The 18,190-nt window shown below is 62.5% G+C and carries 16 protein-coding genes; 12 read left to right on the forward strand and 4 right to left on the reverse strand.

Annotation, left to right across the window (positions count from 1 at the left end; translation table 11 throughout):
* Positions 1 to 52: 52 nt before the first annotated feature.
* Positions 53 to 862 carry a 4-hydroxy-tetrahydrodipicolinate reductase gene (gene dapB, locus I3253_RS13305; protein ID WP_197918277.1) on the reverse strand — a complete coding sequence of 270 codons (810 nt, stop codon included), beginning with the start codon at positions 860 to 862 and terminating at the stop codon, positions 53 to 55.
* A 104-nt stretch (positions 863 to 966) separates the two neighbouring features.
* On the opposite strand from dapB, the gene rbfA reads away from it, so the two are divergent.
* The 6 genes from rbfA (at position 967) to rpsO (ending at position 5,234) form a co-directional block, all read left to right on the forward strand.
* Positions 967 to 1,365: a 30S ribosome-binding factor RbfA gene (rbfA, locus tag I3253_RS13310; protein WP_197918279.1), complete on the forward strand. Its 399-nt coding sequence runs from the start codon at positions 967 to 969 to the stop codon at positions 1,363 to 1,365.
* Complete coding sequence (locus tag I3253_RS13315) at positions 1,362 to 2,099, forward strand: phosphodiester glycosidase family protein (RefSeq protein ID WP_197918282.1); 738 nt, start codon at positions 1,362 to 1,364, stop codon at positions 2,097 to 2,099. Before rbfA ends, I3253_RS13315 begins: the two co-directional genes overlap by 4 nt.
* A gap of 148 nt (positions 2,100 to 2,247) precedes the next feature.
* On the forward strand, positions 2,248 to 3,162 hold the full coding sequence (gene truB, locus I3253_RS13320; protein WP_197918283.1) for a tRNA pseudouridine(55) synthase TruB: 915 nt from the start codon (positions 2,248 to 2,250) through the stop codon (positions 3,160 to 3,162).
* On the forward strand, positions 3,159 to 3,677 hold the full coding sequence (locus I3253_RS13325; protein ID WP_197918284.1) for a DUF1643 domain-containing protein: 519 nt from the start codon (positions 3,159 to 3,161) through the stop codon (positions 3,675 to 3,677). Before truB ends, I3253_RS13325 begins: the two co-directional genes overlap by 4 nt.
* A 104-nt stretch (positions 3,678 to 3,781) precedes the next feature.
* Entirely contained in the window at positions 3,782 to 4,813 is a 1,032-nt protein-coding gene (locus I3253_RS13330) for a calcium-binding protein (protein ID WP_197918285.1), read from the forward strand.
* Positions 4,814 to 4,964: 151 nt separating this feature from the next.
* Positions 4,965 to 5,234, forward strand: a complete 270-nt coding sequence (gene rpsO, locus I3253_RS13335; RefSeq protein ID WP_197918291.1) for a 30S ribosomal protein S15 — start codon at positions 4,965 to 4,967, stop codon at positions 5,232 to 5,234.
* A 73-nt stretch (positions 5,235 to 5,307) separates the two neighbouring features.
* Here the strand turns inward: rpsO and I3253_RS13340 are convergent, their stop codons facing one another.
* Entirely contained in the window at positions 5,308 to 6,033 is a 726-nt protein-coding gene (locus tag I3253_RS13340; protein WP_197918293.1) for an SGNH/GDSL hydrolase family protein, read from the reverse strand.
* Positions 6,034 to 6,390: 357 nt separating this feature from the next.
* Between I3253_RS13340 and pnp the strand changes: the two genes are divergently transcribed.
* Entirely contained in the window at positions 6,391 to 8,541 is a 2,151-nt protein-coding gene (pnp, locus tag I3253_RS13345; protein WP_197918295.1) for a polyribonucleotide nucleotidyltransferase, read from the forward strand.
* A 77-nt stretch (positions 8,542 to 8,618) separates the two neighbouring features.
* On the opposite strand, the gene I3253_RS13350 is transcribed toward pnp, so the two are convergent.
* Positions 8,619 to 9,272 carry a peroxiredoxin gene (locus I3253_RS13350; RefSeq protein WP_197918297.1) on the reverse strand — a complete coding sequence of 218 codons (654 nt, stop codon included), beginning with the start codon at positions 9,270 to 9,272 and terminating at the stop codon, positions 8,619 to 8,621.
* A gap of 265 nt (positions 9,273 to 9,537) precedes the next feature.
* Between I3253_RS13350 and I3253_RS13355 the strand changes: the two genes are divergently transcribed.
* From I3253_RS13355 to xsc, 4 genes are all read left to right on the forward strand, one after another.
* A complete protein-coding gene (locus I3253_RS13355; protein WP_197918299.1) occupies positions 9,538 to 10,965 on the forward strand; it encodes an aldehyde dehydrogenase family protein in 1,428 nt (475 codons plus the stop codon).
* A gap of 211 nt (positions 10,966 to 11,176) precedes the next feature.
* The gene (locus I3253_RS13360; RefSeq protein WP_197918302.1) at positions 11,177 to 12,577 is read left to right on the forward strand and encodes an aminotransferase family protein; all 1,401 of its coding nucleotides are present in this window, start codon (positions 11,177 to 11,179) and stop codon (positions 12,575 to 12,577) included.
* Between the two features lie 183 nt (positions 12,578 to 12,760).
* Positions 12,761 to 14,221, forward strand: coding sequence for a MocR-like pyridoxine biosynthesis transcription factor PdxR (gene pdxR / locus I3253_RS13365; RefSeq protein WP_197918305.1), 1,461 nt, complete (start codon positions 12,761 to 12,763; stop codon positions 14,219 to 14,221).
* Between the two features lie 97 nt (positions 14,222 to 14,318).
* Complete coding sequence (gene xsc / locus I3253_RS13370) at positions 14,319 to 16,094, forward strand: sulfoacetaldehyde acetyltransferase (protein ID WP_197918307.1); 1,776 nt, start codon at positions 14,319 to 14,321, stop codon at positions 16,092 to 16,094.
* A 75-nt stretch (positions 16,095 to 16,169) separates the two neighbouring features.
* Here the strand turns inward: xsc and I3253_RS13375 are convergent, their stop codons facing one another.
* Positions 16,170 to 17,021, reverse strand: a complete 852-nt coding sequence (locus I3253_RS13375) for a phosphate acyltransferase (protein WP_197918310.1) — start codon at positions 17,019 to 17,021, stop codon at positions 16,170 to 16,172.
* 33 nt (positions 17,022 to 17,054) lie between these two features.
* Between I3253_RS13375 and I3253_RS13380 the strand changes: the two genes are divergently transcribed.
* Positions 17,055 to 18,188 carry a citrate/2-methylcitrate synthase gene (locus tag I3253_RS13380; RefSeq protein ID WP_197918312.1) on the forward strand — a complete coding sequence of 378 codons (1,134 nt, stop codon included), beginning with the start codon at positions 17,055 to 17,057 and terminating at the stop codon, positions 18,186 to 18,188.
* Positions 18,189 to 18,190: the final 2 nt, after the last annotated feature.

Raw genomic sequence — 18,190 nt, forward strand, 5'->3', positions numbered from 1 at the left:
TCGCTGCGGGGGCACAAAAGAATCGCCCCACGCAAAACGCCTCGTCCGGCGGTCAGAGGCCCAGAACGTCCATCATATCGTACTGACCCGGCTTCTTGTCCTGCCCCCACAGCGCCGCCTTCAGCGCCCCGCGGGCAAAGATCGCCCGGTCGGTCGCAACGTGGCGCAGCACGATCCGCTCTCCGGCCGCCGCGAACAGCACATCATGTTCGCCCACGATGTCGCCGCCACGAATGGCGGTGAACCCGATATCGCCCCGCTTGCGCGCACCGGTCATTCCGTCCCGGCCCCTGTCCGCCACATCCGCCAGCGCCACACCGCGCCCTTCGGCCGCTGCCTCGCCCAGCATCAGGGCGGTGCCCGAGGGCGCGTCCACCTTGTGATGGTGATGCGCCTCGATGATCTCGATGTCGAAATCCTCGTCCAGCGCCGCCGCCACCTTGCGGGTCAGGGTCGTCAAAAGGTTCACCCCCAGGCTCATGTTGCCCGCCCGCACGATCACCGCATGGCGTGCGCACGGGTCCAGCCTGGCAATATCCGCGTCGCTCATGCCGGTCGTGCCGATCACATGCACCGCCCGCGCCTGCGCCGCCAGCCGGGCAAACGCCACCGTCGCCGCCGGCGCCGTGAAATCTATCACCGCCTGCGCCCTGGCAAAGGCGTCCAGCGGCTCGTCCGTCACCACAACGCCCAGCGCCGCGCCGCCCATCGCTTCGCCAACATCGCGCCCGACCCAGTCATGCCCCTTGCGCTCGATCGCCCCGACCAACCGCGCCCTGTCGCTGTCAACAACGGTGCGGATCAGCATCTGCCCCATGCGCCCCGAGGCCCCGGTGATCACGATACCCGGCAGGTCTTCCATAGAAATCACTCCATTCTTCGGCGGTCGGTCGAAACTTGCTCGCGCCCTGACTATCCCATGCCTGCCCGCTTGGCAAAGCCTTGTGAAAGCCCTAAACGGGGGCCATGGCAAAGAACACGTTTCACGATGGCCCCGGCCCCTCCCAGCGTCAGCTGCGCGTGGGCGAACTGATCCGCCGCACCCTGTCCGAGGTGCTGGCGCGCGGCGACATCCATGACCCCGACCTCAACCGCCTTTCCATCACCGTTGGCGAGGTGCGCACCTCTCCCGACCTCAGGATCGCCACGGCCTATGTGCTGCCGCTGGGCGGCAAGGGCCAGGAAGATGCCGTGGCCCTGCTTGCCCGCAACAAGGGTGAACTGCGCCGCGTCATCGGCAAGAAAACCGGCCTGAAATACACGCCAGACCTGCGCTTCCGGCTGGACCAGACCTTCGATCAAATGGACGAAACCCGCCGCATGCTGTCCGAAGACCGCGTGCGCCGGGACGTTGACGAACAGTGATTCTCCTGCCGCTCCTGCTCGTGGCGGCCGCGCTCCTGACGCCGCAAGCGGCATCTGCCGTGACCTGCCGTGACCTGTCCTTCGAAGGCACATCCTACACGGTATGCGAAGTCGCCCCCGCCAGCGAAGACCTGCGCCTGTTCCTGCGCGGCGACGACGGGGAAATCCTGGGACAGTTCACCGACATATCGCGCACACTGGACAGCGGGCAAACCCTCGCTTTCGCCATGAATGCTGGCATGTATCACCCGGATCGCCGCCCGGTCGGGTACTATGTCGAAAACGGACAACGCGAAACACGCCTCCTGACCAGCGCCAGCAGCGGCAATTTCGGCCTGTTGCCCAACGGCGTTTTCTGCATCCGTGACGGGCGCGCCGACGTGATCGAAACCCTGCGCTTTGCCGATACCGCGCCGGGCTGCACCTATGCCACCCAATCCGGGCCGATGCTGGTGATCGATGGCGCCCTGCACCCCCGCTTTCTGCCCGACAGCACCTCGCGCCACACCCGCAATGGCGTCGGCACCTCCGCCGACGGAAAACGCGCGCTCTTTGCCATCTCCAACACCCCGGTCACTTTCTACCAGTTCGCCCGCCTGTTCCGAGACCGCCTCAACACCCCCAACGCGCTCTATTTCGACGGCAGGATCAGCCGCCTGCACGCCCCCCAGCTGAACCGCTCCGACAGCGGCTTCTGGATGGGCCCGATCGTCGGCGTTGTCTCCGGGAACTGACCCCGCCTCTTCTTTTGGCTCCAAATATCCCGGGGGTGAATGGGCCAACGGCCCAGAGGGGGCTGGCCCCCTTCGCGCGACCATCAAATTGACACGACATCGCGATTGGGCTACCCCGCCGCCCTCATTCACGCATACGGACAGGCACATGGCACGCAAACGCAAGGGACGCGACATTTCCGGCTGGATTGTCATCGACAAACCCGCAGGCATCACGTCAACCGCCGTGGTCAACAAGGTCCGCTGGGCATTCGATGCGAAAAAGGCCGGGCATGCCGGCACACTGGACCCGGACGCCACCGGCGTACTGGCCGTTGCCCTGGGCGAGGCCACCAAGACCGTGCCCTACATTACCGATGCACTCAAATGCTATCGTTTCACCGTACGCCTCGGGCAGGCCACCAATACCGACGACGCCGAAGGCAAGGTGATCGCCACTTCCGACAAACGCCCGACAGATGACGAAATCAAGACCGCGCTTGGCCGGTTCGTCGGCGACATCATGCAGGTTCCGCCCAAATTTTCCGCAGTGAAGATCGACGGCCAGCGCGCCTATAAACTGGCCCGCGATGGTGAGGATGTCGAGCTTGCCGCCCGCCCGCTCTGGGTCGAGGAACTGCTTCTGACCGACCGCGAAGATGCCGATCATGTCACGCTGGAAATGACCTGCGGCAAGGGCGGTTACGTACGCGCGATCGCCCGCGATCTCGGCGCGGCATTGGGCTGTCATGGCCATGTACGCGAATTGCGCCGCATCTGGTCCGGCCCGTTCGATGCCGGGGACGGCATCACCATCGACCAGGTCGACGCTTTGGCAAAGTCGTCCGAACTCGATAGCCATCTGCGCCCGCTCGAAGAGGGCCTTACCGACCTGCCCGAAGTCAAGGCCACCGCGCAAGGCGCCGCGCGCCTGCGCAACGGCAATGCCGGCATGGTGCTCGCCACCGACCTGGACTATGGCGATGAATGCTGGGCCTCTTTCGATGGGCGCGCCGTCGCCGTCGGCACCTACAAGGGCGGTGAACTGCACCCCAGCCGTGTCTTTGTCCTGCCACCCGCATGATCACCCGCGGCTTTCAGAAAGACGATGCCGCCTCTTGGGCCATCTACTCGGATTGCGAAACCTACCGCTACGCGCTCACCCGCGTCTGGGACACATCCGGCAAACGCGTTCTGTTCATCATGCTCAACCCCTCCAGGGCGACCGAACGCCAGAACGACCCCACAATAGAGCGCTGTGAACGCCGTGCCCGCGCGCTGGGCTTTGGCGGGTTTCGGGCGGTGAATATCTTCGGCCTGCGTGAAACCCACCCCCGTCTCTTGCGCCGGCACCCCGCACCGGTTGGTCCGGATAACGACGCGATCGTTGCCCGGGGCTGTGACTGGGCCGATACGATCATCGCGGCCTGGGGCGCACATGGCGATCACCTCGGGCGCGGGGCGGAGATGCGCGAACTGCTGATCGCCACCACCCGTCCGGTCCACCATTTCGGGCTCACCAAACAGGGCCACCCGCGCCACCCGCTTTACATTGCCTACGCCCGATCCCCCGGCCCCTGGCGGATTGACGGAACATGACCTTCGGCTCTGGCGGCGCGTTAACCACTAACCGCAAAAGAGATTTACCCAGCCACGTGTTCCTGCTGTAATCGCGTTGGGAAAGTGTGTGGAGTGGTAAGGCAATGCTGTTTCTTGCGGGAATTCTCGGGCTGATGGCCGGTGCGACAGTCTTTGTCGCACTGGACCCCGATCCGGGCGATATCGACGATGAAACGGACGCGGAACCGGAAACCGCGTCTGCGGACGAAGATGGCAACTCCGGCGCACAGATCCTGATAGACACCGGTCCGGACGCGGCGCCCGACGATCCCTCCGGATCCGTGGTCGCGCGCCACGGCGGGGCGGGCAATGACATCCTGTCCGGCGGTGACGACACCGACGAAATCCACGGGGGTGCGGGCAACGATCAGATCAACGGCTATGGCGGCGACGACACGCTTTCCGGCGCTGCCGGGCGCGATGCGCTGTATGGCGATGACGGGGACGATTCGCTTTCCGGCGGCGATGATGCCGACCTTCTGCATGGCGAGGGTGGCGCCGATACGCTCGCGGGCGACGCGGGTGATGACACGCTGTTCGGGCATCTTGACGACGATTTTCTGAGCGGGGGCGAAGGCGCGGATTCGCTGGTTGGCGGCGCCGGTGACGACGTGCTGCAAGGCAACGCCGGCGATGACGCGTTGCATGGTGGCCATGACGATGACCGCCTCGAGGGCGGCGCCGGGCAGGACACACTGTTCGGCGGGTTCGGCAATGATCTGGTACGGGGGCTTGGCGCCCAGTCCGATGCCGGGGATTCGGATTATCTGAACGGCGGTGCGGGCAATGACACCCTGATTGGCGGGCGCGGCGACGTGCTGACCGGCGGCGAGGGCGTGGATGACTTTCTGCTGGCCCAATGGGATCAGCCCGGCGACGTTCTGACCGTGATGGATTTTGATCCGGACGAAGACAACCTGCTGTTGCTGTACGAAGATTTGGGCGGTGACCCGGATATCCTTGTGGAACCGGACGCCAATGCCCTTGGCAGCGTGCGGGTTCTGGTGAACGGATCCGAACTGGCGGTGATCCACAACGGTGCGGGCCTGACGGCGGCGGACATTACGCTTTTGCCGCAGGGAAGCCCGGGTGCCGTGGAATTGCTGCGTCTCTGATCGGCGCGCCCGACGACGAGGCCCTTTTCTTTTCCGCCGGTATCCCCTATATGCGCGCATCTGCCGGACGAATCCCGGCGGTTTTCTCCATAGGACCCTGCTGGACGACATCCCGGCTTGTGCCCTCAATCCTCAACCAAAGGAGATCCCGATGTCGATCACTGTCGAAGAAAAAGCCCGCGTCATGCAGGAATTCGCAACCAAAGAAGGCGACACCGGTTCGCCCGAAGTTCAGGTTGCCATTCTGACCTCGCGGATCAACACCCTGACCGAGCACTTCAAGACCCACAAGAAAGACAACCACGGCCGCCGTGGTCTTCTGAAGATGGTGGCCCAGCGTCGTAAGCTGCTGGACTATCTCAAGGGCAAGGAAGAAGCGCGCTATCAGGATCTGATCAAGCGTCTGGGCATCCGCCGCTAAAGCGAACCTGCGCAATCGAATTGAAAACGCCCGCTTGATCAAGCGGGCGTTTTTCGTTCCTGCCGGGGGAACCTCAGTTCACCCGCGGCGCCTCGACCGCCTTGATAACCTCGGCCACGCGCTGCCCGATCTCGCGGCTCGCCTTGAGCGAAGGGTGGATCATGTCGACCGCGTGATAGGATCTGTCCCCCTTGGGCACCAAGTCCTTGAGCGACACGAAATAAACGTCGGGCAGTATTTCCGCCAGCTTTTCGATCCGCGCTTCCAGCTTGTCGCCATCATCGCGGCATTGTTCAATGGGCGACCACGTGCCTGGACTGCGCAAATAGCCTACATACACGATCTGAGCGCCGGTCTTGCGCAGACCGTCGACAAGTTTCGGGATCTCACCCTTGCGCCCGTCCTGGGAAATCATGCGGTTGATCTTCTTGTCACAAGCCATGCAACCACAGCCCATCAACAGATCGTTGCCACCCCCGTTCAGGACGATCCAGTCCCACGCGCCCGGCTTGTACTGCTTTGCGATCTTCATGCCCATCGCGCCCGAAACAGGCAAATTGTAAATAATGCGCGCGCCGCCAACGGAACGATTCAGAACCGGTTCGCCCAGTTCGTTGGCAACCGAATGCGAGATCGAATTCCGCGTGATACCATGCCAGGCCATCATACTGTCCCCCATCGCCAGAATGCGCGGGCTGTCGTTGCGCGCCACGATCTCGGTCTGGCCACGGGTGACGGTTTCGGCGCAAGCGCCCAGAACCAACAAGGCGGCGAAAAGAAGAAAACCGGGAATTTTCATTGATCTGCTCACATTACTCAAGGGGGCGTCGTAGTGTGACGCGTTGACGAAAACCGAACCTGCTGCCCCCTGAGGCCCGGCATGTGGGCCCAGTATTGCCGCATTCCTGCCACAAATCCACAGCCGCATCGTAAACAGTGTGTTCACTGGTTGGGCCGGCCCGATCAGGCCCTCGGCATCGCTGCCTGAAAATCTTTGTTTTCAAGGCAACCATTTTCCTATATGGCCGCTGCATCTGTGACGTGACGCCCTGACCCCGGCGCATGGATGGATGAAGGGGTCGGCGGCAATGGGGCCGCTATTTGAAAACGGGAGACCCGGGATACGCCCGGGAGTGCTCCCAACTAGGAAAAACTGATGTTTGACGTATCGAAGAAAACAATGCAGTGGGGCGAAGAAACGCTCACACTGGAAACGGGCAAGATTGCCCGTCAGGCCGACGGCTGTGTGATCGCCACTCTGGGCGAAACCTCGGTCATGGCCGCGGTGACTTTTGCAAAGTCGCCCAAGCCCGGTCAGGACTTCTTTCCCCTGACGGTCCACTACCAGGAAAAATACTACGCCGCGGGCAAGGTGCCCGGTGGCTTCTTCAAGCGCGAGGCGCGGCCGACCGAAAAGGAAACGTTGACCGCACGCCTGATCGACCGCCCGATCCGCCCGCTGTTCGTGCCCGGCTTCAAGAACGAAGTTCTGGTCATGTGCACCGTACTGAGCCACGATCTGGTCAATGACCCCGATATCGTTGCCATGATCGCCGCTTCGGCCGCGCTCACCATTTCCGGCGCGCCGTTCATGGGTCCGATCGCAGGTGCCCGCGTGGGCTTTGAAGATGGTGAATACATCCTGAATCCCACCGTGGACGACATGCAGGATCTGCGCAACAATCCCGATCAGCGCCTTGATCTGGTGGTGGCCGGCACCAAAGACGCCGTGATGATGGTGGAATCCGAAGCCTATGAACTGACCGAAGCCGAAATGCTGGGCGCCGTGAATTTTGCGCACGAGCAGATCCAGCCGGTCATCGACCTGATCATCGATCTGGCCGAGGCTGCCGCGAAAGAGCCGTTCGATTTCCAGCCGCCGGATTACACCGATCTTTACGCCGCCGTGAAAGCCGCCGGGGAAGAACAGATGCGCGCCGCGTTCGCCATCACCGACAAGCAGGAACGCACCTCGGCCGTAGCAGCGGCCCGCGAAGCGATCATCGCCGCGCTGACCGAAGAACAGGCCGAAGATGCCAACCTCGGCTCGGCCCTCAAAAAGCTCGAAGCCTCGATCCTGCGTGGCGACGTGGTGAAAACCGGCAAGCGGATCGATGGCCGCCGTACTGACGAAGTGCGCGACATCGTTTGCGAAACCGGCCTCCTGCCCCGGACCCACGGCTCGGCGCTGTTCACTCGTGGCGAAACCCAGGGTCTGGTTGTGACCACCCTTGGCACCGGCGATGACGAACAGTTCATCGACGCGCTGCATGGCAACTTCAAATCCAACTTCCTGCTGCACTACAACTTCCCCCCCTACTCGGTGGGCGAAGCGGGTCGCGTGGGCCCTCCGGGCCGCCGCGAAATCGGCCACGGCAAACTGGCATGGCGCGCGCTGCAAGCCGTGCTGCCCGCCGCAACCGATTTCCCCTATACCGTGCGCATCGTGTCGGAAATCACCGAATCCAACGGCTCTTCGTCCATGGCATCCGTCTGCGGCGGTTCGCTGTCGATGATGGACGCGGGCGTTCCGCTGAAATCGGCGGTTGCCGGTGTGGCCATGGGGCTGATCCTGGAAGACGACGGTGATTATGCCATCCTGACCGACATCCTGGGTGACGAAGACCACCTGGGCGACATGGACTTCAAGGTGGCAGGAACCGAAAACGGTATCACCTCCTTGCAGATGGACATCAAGGTGGCCGGCATCACCCCGGCAATCATGGAGAAGGCCCTGGCACAGGCCAAGGATGGCCGGATGCACATCCTGGGCGAGATGAACAAGGCGCTTTCGGGCGCGGCGGACTTCTCGGTTCACGCACCGCGCATCGAAACCATGAACATCCCGACCGATAAGATCCGCGAAGTGATCGGGTCCGGCGGCAAGGTCATCCGTGAGATCGTCGAAGTGTCGGGCGCCAAGGTCGACATCAACGATGACGGCGTGATCAAGATCGCTTCGCCGAACGGCGAAGCCATCCAGAAGGCCTATGACATGATCCACTCGATCGTGGCAGAACCCGAAGAAGGCGCTGTCTATACCGGCAAGGTCGTGAAAATCGTCGATTTCGGCGCCTTCGTGAACTTCTTTGGCAAGCGTGACGGCCTTGTGCATGTCTCCCAGATCGAGAACCGCCGCCTGAACCATCCTTCGGACGTTCTCAAGGAAGGCCAGGAAGTGAAGGTCAAGCTTCTGGGCTTTGACGATCGCGGCAAGGTGCGCCTGTCGATGAAAGTCGTCGATCAGGAAACCGGCGAGGAACTGCCCCCGCAGCCGCGCGAGAAAAAGGACCGGAACGAGGATTGATCCTCTTCCCTTTCCGAAAAATAGAAAGCCCCGGTGAACCATTCACCGGGGCTTTTGCGTTCAGGGCTGGCGCCGCATTACTGGGGCAGCCTGGTGGTGCGCAGATAGGGGAAATGCGTGGTGAAATCACCGTATTTCGCCCTGGCGTCCTCGTCCGATACCGTCGTGGGGATCACCACATCGCCGCCGGGTGTCCAGTTCGCCGGGGTCGCCACGTTTTCGCGCGCCGCTGTCTGCAACCCGTCAAGTGCACGCAGCACCTCGGCAAAATTGCGCCCCACATTCATCGGGTAGGTCATCGACAGCTTCACCTGCTTGTCCGGCCCGATGATGAACACGGTACGCACCGTGGCACTGTCGGCGGGGGTGCGCCCGTCGGGCAGATAGGCTTCGGCCGGCAACATGTCGAACGCCTTGGATACCTCCAGCCCCTCATCCGCAATGATCGGAAAGCCGGCACCGGTGCCCGCATAGCTTTCGATATCGCCTTTCCAGCCCTTGTGCTCCTCTACCCCGTCCACGGACACGCCGATCACCTTGGTGTTGCGGCTGGCCCATTCATCGGCCAATTGCGCGACGGCGCCGAATTCCGTGGTGCAGACCGGCGTGAAATCCTTGGGATGCGAGAACAGGATCGCCCAGCTATTGCCGATCCAGTCGTGGAAATTGATTGTGCCCTGATCGGTTTCAGCGGTGAAATCCGGAACGGTATCATTAATTCGAAGGCCCATCGGTCTCTCCCTTTTGTGGTCCCAAATGACGTTCTGTCACAACACATAGGCACGAAACCCCGTAACCAGAACAGCCTGCCTGCCAATTCCCGCAAAAACTTCCTCTGCGCAACGTGGCAATCACTTTGGAGCCACCTGGCCCGCCAAATCCACCCTTTACGGCGCGAAATTAATTTGATCAAATTATTTGTGACGTGGCGCGCATCCCCTTGCCGCGCGCCATGGGCGCTGACACAGTGCAACACAGATTCTCAGGGAGATTACCATGATCGAGAAACGCCAATTCTATATCAACGGCCAATGGGTCGACCCGGCAACCGCCAACGATTTCGACGTGATCGACCCGGCCACCGAGGAAGCCTGCGCCGTTATTTCGCTGGGAAGTCAGGCCGATACGGATGCCGCCGTGGCCGCCGCGCGCGCCGCTTTCAACGGCTGGGCCGATACCCCGCTGGAAGATCGGGTCGCGCTGATCCGGAAACTGGGCGAGGTTTACAATGCCCGGCGCGAGGAAATGGCCGAAGCCATGCGCATGGAGATGGGCGCGCCGATTGACCTGGCGCGCACCAGCCAATGGGGAGCCGGAAGCTGGCACCTGGCCGGATTCCTGGAGGCGCTGGAAAACTTCGACTTTGAAAAACAGATGGGCGCTGACCGCATCCGCAAGGAACCGATCGGGGTATGTGCCTTGATCACGCCCTGGAACTGGCCGATGAACCAGGTCGCGCTCAAGGCGATCCCGGCGATGGCCGTGGGCTGTACCATGGTGCTGAAGCCCTCCGAAATCGCGCCGTTGTCGTCGCTTCTGTTTGCGGAAATGGTTGACGAGGCCGGCTTCCCGCCGGGCGTGTTCAATCTGGTGAATGGCGATGGTGTCGGTGTCGGATCACAGCTTTCGGCCCATCCCGATGTGGACATGGTCTCCTTTACCGGCTCCACCCGCGCCGGGATTGCGATCTCCAAGGCGGCGGCGGACACGCTTAAACGCGTCAGCCTGGAACTGGGCGGCAAGGGCGCCAACATCATCTTTGCCGATGCCGACGAAAAGGCGGTCAAGCGCGGTGTGATCCACTGTATGCAGAACTCGGGCCAGTCGTGCAACGCGCCGACCCGGATGATGGTGGAACGCGCGGCCTACCCGCAGGCGCTCGAAGTGGCCCGCGCCACGGCAGAGGCCACGTCGGTCGGCCCGACCACGCAAAGCGGCCGCCATATCGGCCCGGTCGTGTCGGAATTGCAGTTCAACAAGATTCAGGGCCTGATTGAAACCGGCATCAAGGAGGGCGCGACCCTGCTCGCAGGGGGGCTTGGCCGTCCCGAAGGCATGAACAAGGGGTATTACGTGCGCCCCACCGTCTTTGCCGACGTGACACCCGACATGACCATTTACCGCGAGGAGATCTTTGGCCCGGTCCTGTCGATCATTCCGTTCGACACCGAGGATCAGGCTATCGAAATGGCCAACGATACGGTCTACGGCCTGACCAACTATGTCCAGACGCAAGACGATGACAAACGGCTGCGCGTGGCCCGCAAGGTGCGGTCGGGCATGGTGGAAACCAACGGTATCTCGCGCGTGCAGGGCTCTCCGTTTGGCGGCTACAAACAATCTGGCAACGGGCGCGAAGGCGGCGTTTGGGGGCTTGAGGAGTTCTGCGAAACCAAGGCGGTTTCGGGCGTGCCCATGGGGTGAGCCGGCGGCTGAAGCTGTAACATGCCAATACGAATTTCGCCGGGGCCAGCGCCCCGGCGTTTTCATTTGCAGCGCCCGCCACATCTGGACCTATATCGAAACACGATTGGACCTATCGCCATGGCGATTTATCCGGTCTGAATATGATCAGGTTCCGGCACGCGACTCTCGTGCCGCTTTCTGCTTCCATCATCGCCAAGGAGGTTCCGCCATGGACGGCACTCTGAACGAAAACGATCTCAGCCGCGTCGTGAATGCCGACAAGGCTCATGTCTGGCACCATCTTGTACAGCACAAACCGTTTGAAACCAGCGATCCGCGCATCATCATCGAAGGCAAGGGCATGCGCGTGTGGGATCAGAACGGCAAGGAATATATCGATGCGGTGTCCGGCGCGGTCTGGACGGTCAACGTGGGCTATGGCCGCGAACGTATCGCCAATGCCATGCACGACCAACTGATGAAGATGTGCTATTTCGCACAGGCCGCCGGATCGGTTCCCGGCGCCTTGTATGCCGAAAAGCTGATCGAAAAAATGCCCGGCCTCAGCCGCGTCTACTATACCAATTCCGGGTCCGAGGCGAACGAGAAGGTGTTCAAGATGGTGCGCCAGATCGCGCACAAGAAATATGGCGGCAAGAAGCACAAGATCCTGTTCCGCGACCGCGACTATCACGGCGGCACGCTGGCCACCATGTCGGCGGGTGGCCAGGATGAACGCGTCATGCAATACGGCCCGCTTGCACCGGGGTTCGTGCGCGTGCCGCATTGCATGGAATACCGCAAGGAAGAGCTGGGGCTGGAGCATCTGTCGGGCCGCGACTTCGGCATCGCGGCGGCCAACCTGATCGAAGACGTGATCCTGCGCGAAGGCCCCGAAACGATTGGCGCGCTCTGCCTTGAACCGGTCACGGCGGGGGGCGGCGTCATCACCCCGCCCGAAGGCTACTGGGACCGGGTACAGGAGATTTGCAGACAGTATGACATCCTGCTGCATATCGACGAGGTTGTCTGCGGCGTCGGGCGCACCGGCACCCATTGGTTCGGCTACCAGCATTACGGCATCAAGCCCGATTTCGTGACCATGGCCAAGGGCGTGGCCTCGGGCTATGCGGCGATTGCCTGCATGGTCACGACCGAGGACGTGTTCGAAATGTTCAAATCGAACCCTACGGACAAGCTTGACCATTTCCGCGACATCTCCACCTTTGGCGGCTGCGCGGCCGGCCCGGCAGCGGCGATGGAGAACATGGCCATCATCGAAGAAGAAGGGCTGCTGGAAAACTGTACCGTCATGGGCGAACGGATGATGGGCAATCTTCAGGCGCTGATGGACAAGCACGCGGTCATCGGCGACGTGCGCGGCAAGGGGCTGTTCCTGGGCGCCGAACTGGTCAAGGACCGCGCCACCAAGGAACCCGTGGGCGAAAAAGACGTGGCGGCGGTTGTCGCCGAATGCGGTGCGCTCGGCGTGATCATCGGTGCCGCGAACCGCTCGGTTCCCGACCGCAACAACGTGCTGTGCTTCTCGCCGGCGCTGATCGCCACGGCGGCCGATATCGACGCGATTACCGATGCCGTCGACAAGGCGCTGACCAAGGTGTTCGGCTGATCCGGCCCGGCCCCTGCCCTGGCCGTGATGGTCACGACTGTTGGCAGGGGCCTGCGCCCGGTCCGTCTGGCCATGCTCGCACGGCTCGTCGATCACGCCCATTTTCCCCAACTGGCCGCAATTCCAACAACAGCGCATAAGACCACTTTACCTTCGCCATAAGACCAGATCATAAATGGTTTCATGGCGATCTCTGTTGAAACCTTCTTTCTTTCTCCTGACAGCCACGGCACCTTGCAGGCCCGGATCCAGCAGATGATTGCCGAAGGCATCCTCTCGGGGCGCTTTCGCGTGGGCGAGAAACTGCCTTCCAGCCGCCGGCTTGCCGCGCATCTCGGCGTCAGCCGCATCACCGTCACGCTGGCCTATACCGAACTTCTTGCCAACGATTATCTGACCTCGCGTGGGCGATCGGGCTATTTCATTTCGGAAAATGCCCCGGTCCCCCCAACCTTCACCCCACCCACACGAGGCGAGGAAACCGTGGACTGGTCGCGCGCCATCGGGCGGCGCTTTACCGGCGGCAATACGTTGGAAAAGCCGCTGGATTGGGCCACCTACCGTTACCCGTTTGTCTATGGGCAGACGGACCCATCTCTGTTCGATCACTCCAATTGGCGGCTATGCGCGCTCAGGGCATTGGGGCAAAAGGATTTTTCTGCGCTGACCGCCGACTATTTCGATCAGGACGATCCCCGCCTTGTCGAATTCATCGCCCGCAACACCCTGCCCCGGCGCGGCATCATCGCCCGCCCCGAAGAGATCCTGATCACGCTTGGCGCGCAAAACGCGCTGTGGATCGCCGCCCAGGTGCTGCTCACCCAGCGCCGCGTTGCCGCCATCGAAGACCCCTGCTATTACGCGCTGCGCGACATCCTGCAATTGTCCCGTTGCCACGTTGCCCCGGTCGCGGTGGACCGTCATGGCCTGCCGCCAGCCTCCATTCCCTCCGAATCCGACGTGATCTTCACCACGCCCAGCCATCAATGCCCAACCACCGCCACCATGCCCATGGCCCGCCGCCATGATCTGCTAAAGCGCGCGCGCGACATCGACGCGCTGATCGTCGAAGACGATTACGAGTTTGAAATGTCCTTTCTGGACGCCCCGTCCCCGGCGCTGAAATCACTCGATACCGACGGGCGCGTGATCTACGTGGGCAGCTTTTCGAAGTCCCTGTTTCCGGGATTGCGCCTTGGCTATCTTGTCGGATCCGAAAGCTTTATCCGCGAGGCGCGCGCCCTGCGCGCCAGCGTCCTGCGCCACCCGCCGGGGCATATTCAGCGCACCACCGCCTATTTCCTGTCTCTTGGCCATTACGACGCCCTGATCCGTCGCATTCGTGAAACGCTGCGCAAACGCCGCGCCGCAATGCAGGCCGCCATCGACTCGCATGGGCTGACCATTGCCGGCACCGGTGCATTCGGGGGATCGTCCTTCTGGATGCAGGCCCCGCCCGGCACCGATACGACCGACGCCGCCAGCAGGTTGCGCGCCAAGGGAGTTCTGATCGAACCCGGCGAGCATTTCTTTCACGGTGCCGACCGCCCGGGAAACCACTATCGCCTTGGGTATTCGTCGATTTCCTCCGAACGTATCCCCGAGGGCATCGCCCATATAGCCCGCGTTCTGGAAACCGCCTGACTGGCCCTACTCCGGCTGTCCAACTGGCCCTATCTGCCACCCCCGACACCTCGTAGTTTCACGCCAAGCCCCAATTCCGCATTCTGGAGAGACCCCAATGAAAATGACAACCGAAGAAGCGTTCGTGAAAACGCTTCAGATGCATGGCATCGAACATGCGTTTGGTATCATCGGGTCGGCCTTCATGCCGATTTCCGATATCTTCCCGAAGGCCGGCATCACCTTCTGGGATTGCGCGCATGAAGGCTCTGGCGGGATGATGGCCGACGGCTATACCCGCGCCAGCGGCAAGATGGCTATGATGATCGCGCAGAACGGGCCCGGCATTACCAATTTCCTGACCGCCGTGAAAACCGCCTATTGGAACCACACGCCATTGCTGTTGGTGACGCCGCAAGCCGCCAACAAGACCATCGGCCAGGGCGGTTTCCAGGAAATGGAACAGATGCGCGCCTTTGCCGATTGCGTCTGTTATCAGGAAGAGGTGCGCGACCCCTCGCGCATGGCCGAGGTTCTGAACCGTGTGATCCTTCAGGCCAGGCGCAATTCCGCGCCCGCGCAAATCAATGTGCCGCGCGATTTCTTTACACAGGTGGTGGATATCGATCTGCCCGCCATTGTTGAATTCGAGCGTCCCTCGGGGGGCGACGACGCGCTTGACCGCGCCGCCGAGCTGCTGTCGAACGCGCGTTTCCCGGTGATGCTGAATGGCGCGGGCGTGGTGATCGGCGGGGCGATCCCGGCGTCCATGGCGCTGGCCGAGCGCCTGTCCGCCCCGGTTTGCTGTGGCTATCAGCACAATGACGCCTTCCCCGGTTCACACCCTCTGCATGTGGGGCCACTGGGCTACAATGGCTCCAAGGCGGCAATGGAACTGATCCGCAGGGCTGACGTGGTGCTGGCACTGGGGACACGGCTTAACCCGTTTTCCACTTTGCCCGGTTACGGCATCGACTACTGGCCGCAAGACGCCAAGATCATCCAGGTGGATATCAACCCGGACCGGATCGGCCTGACCAAAACGGTCAGCGTGGGCATTGTCGGCGACGCCCGCAAGGTTGCACAATCGCTTCTTGAAAAACTCGGCCCCTCGGCGGGGGACGAAGGCCGTGCCGACCGTGAGGCGCTGATCGCCAACATGAAATCCACCTGGGCGCAACAGCTGGCGTCGATGGATCACGAAGACGACGACCCCGGCACCACCTGGAACGAACGCGCCCGCACCGCCAAGCCCGACTGGATGAGCCCCCGCATGGCGTGGCGCGCGATCCAGTCCGCCCTGCCCAAAGAGGCGATCATTTCGTCCGATATCGGCAACAACTGCGCCATCGGCAACGCTTATCCGAGTTTTGAAGCGGGGCGCAAATACCTGGCGCCAGGCCTGTTTGGCCCATGCGGCTATGGTCTGCCCTCGGTGATCGGCGCCAAGATCGGCTGCCCGGATACGCCGGTGGTCGGCTTTTCGGGCGACGGCGCCTTTGGCATCGCCGTAACCGAATTGACGGCCATCGGGCGCGACGAATGGCCGGCCATCACACAGGTGGTGTTCCGCAATTATCAATGGGGCGCGGAAAAGCGCAACTCGACACTCTGGTATGACGACAATTTCGTCGGCACGGAACTGGACACAAGGGTGTCCTATGCCGGAATTGCCCAGGCCTGCGGCCTCAAGGGCGTGGTTGCCCGTACCATGAGCGAACTGACGGACGCGCTGGCACAAGCGCTCAAGGACCAGAAAAACGGCATCACCACGCTGATCGAGGCAATGATCAACCAGGAACTGGGCGAACCGTTCCGCCGGGATGCCATGAAGAAACCTGTCGAAGTGGCCGGGATCGACGCCTCCGACATGCGCCCCCAACAGGTGGATTAAGGTGCCGGGGCGGCGGGGAGCAAAATTCTTCGAAGAATTTTGGCAAGAATTTTCGGAAATTCTTGGCCCCCGCCGCTATCCCAGCGCGAGCGTCACAACCGTCGCATCCACGATATCTTCCACGGTCGCTCCCCGGCTCAGATCACAGACGGGCCGCCGAAACCCTTGCAGGACCGGCCCCAACGCCTGGGCGCCGGCCAGTTCCTGCGCCAGTTTGTACGCAATATTGCCCGCATCCAGCGTGGGAAATACCAGCACATTGGCCTCTCCGCGACCCAGCCCTTTCCTGGCCGCGACAGACGGGTTCAACGCCGCATCGCCTTGCACGGGTCCGCAGAACCCTGTCATTTCGGCAGCGGCCCGCACCCGTTCCACGCTGTCCCCCGCGCCGGAACGATCCGTCGAAAACGACAGCAGCGCCACATCGGCCGCCCCCAGCAAAGCCTTGCCTGTCCGCGCAGAGGCTTGCGCAATGGCCGCCAGCCCGTCTGCATCGGGCGCGACGTTCAGCGCACAATCCGCAAAGATCATTTCCCGCCCGTCCGGGAACCGCATCAGGAAAAACGACGACGGCAGGCTGACCCCTTCGGCCAGACCGATCCCGATCGAGGCGGCCTCGATCACCGCCCTGGTCGGCGCCACCGCCCCGGCCACCATCGCATCGGCCTCACCCGCCGCAACCATCGCCGCCGCCCGATACATGGGCCGCGTCAACATGCGCCGCGCAATGCCTGCCTTGACACCGCGCGCCTGCACCAGGGCCTGCACATACCCCTCTCCGTCGCCGGCCAGCGGCACGACTTCGCACAGATTCTCGTGGTGCAACCGATCCACCGCCGCAGCGATCCGCGCGTCTTCGCGCTCGGGCATCACCACCCTGAGATTGCGTGACTTCACCCGTTCTTTCGCCCGTTCCAATGCCGACATGCCCCAGCCCCCCGTGTTTCCAAGGAGACAATGATGACCGATCCCGTCAAGATCAACCGCGGTCTCAAGGGCATCTATTTCGAACGCTCAGGTGTCAGCCACATCGACGGTGCCAAGGGCGAATTGCTGTATCGCGGTTACTCGATCCACGATCTCGCGGTTCATTCGACATTCGAGGAAGTCTGCTATCTCCTGATCCACGGCGAACTGCCCGATGCCGGCCAATTGGCCGCCTTTGACGCCGCGCTCAAGGCGGCGCGCACCCTGCCCGAGCCGATCTTCGACATCATCCGCGCCACCGCCGACGGTCATCCGATGGACGTGCTGCGCACAGCCGTGTCCGCCCTCGCGGCGCTCGATCCGAAGAGCCGGGCCACCGGCGAGGAGGCATTTGTGGAAAACGGCATTCGCCTGACCGCCCAGGTCCCGATGATCGTCGCCGCGCATGAAAACATTCGCAACGGGCGCGCGCCCGCTCCCGCCGACCACACCCTTGGCCACGCCGCCAACTGGCTCTGGATGCTCAAGGGTGAAAAACCCTCCGACCAGGCCGCGCGCCTGGCCGATGTCGATTTCATTCTCCATGCCGAACACGGCGCCAATGCCTCTGCCTTTGCCGCCCGCGTCACCATCGGCACCGAAGCCAACCTGCATGGCGGCATCGTCACCGCGCTGTCCGCGCTGGCAGGCCCCGCCCATGGTGGCGCCGCCGAGGACGTGATGAAGATGGTGCACGAGATTGGCAGCCCCGACAACGCCGCCGCCTATGTCGCGGCCAAGCGCAAGGCGCGCGAGGCCGTTACGGGCTTTGGCCACCGTGTCTATCGCGCCGAGGATCCCCGCGCCCGCCATATGCGCGACGGCGTGCGCAAGCTGGGCCAGGAAATGGGCGCCCCCGAATGGTATGAAATCCTGCAAGCCGTGGTCGCAGCAATGAAGCCTTATGCCCGCCACGGGCTGAACGTGAATGTCGATTTCTACTCGGGCGTTATCTACCAGCTGCACGGCATTCCAATGGATCTCTATGTCCCGATCTTTGCCATCGGGCGGATGCCCGGCTGGATCATTCAATGTCTCGAACAGCGGCGTGGCAATATCCTGATCCGTCCGCTGACGCTCTATAACGGCCCCGACAGGCGCGATTATGTCCCGATTTCCGGCCGATAATC

The organism is Thiosulfatihalobacter marinus (assembly GCF_016019955.1).
GTDB lineage: Bacteria > Pseudomonadota > Alphaproteobacteria > Rhodobacterales > Rhodobacteraceae > Shimia > Shimia marinus_A.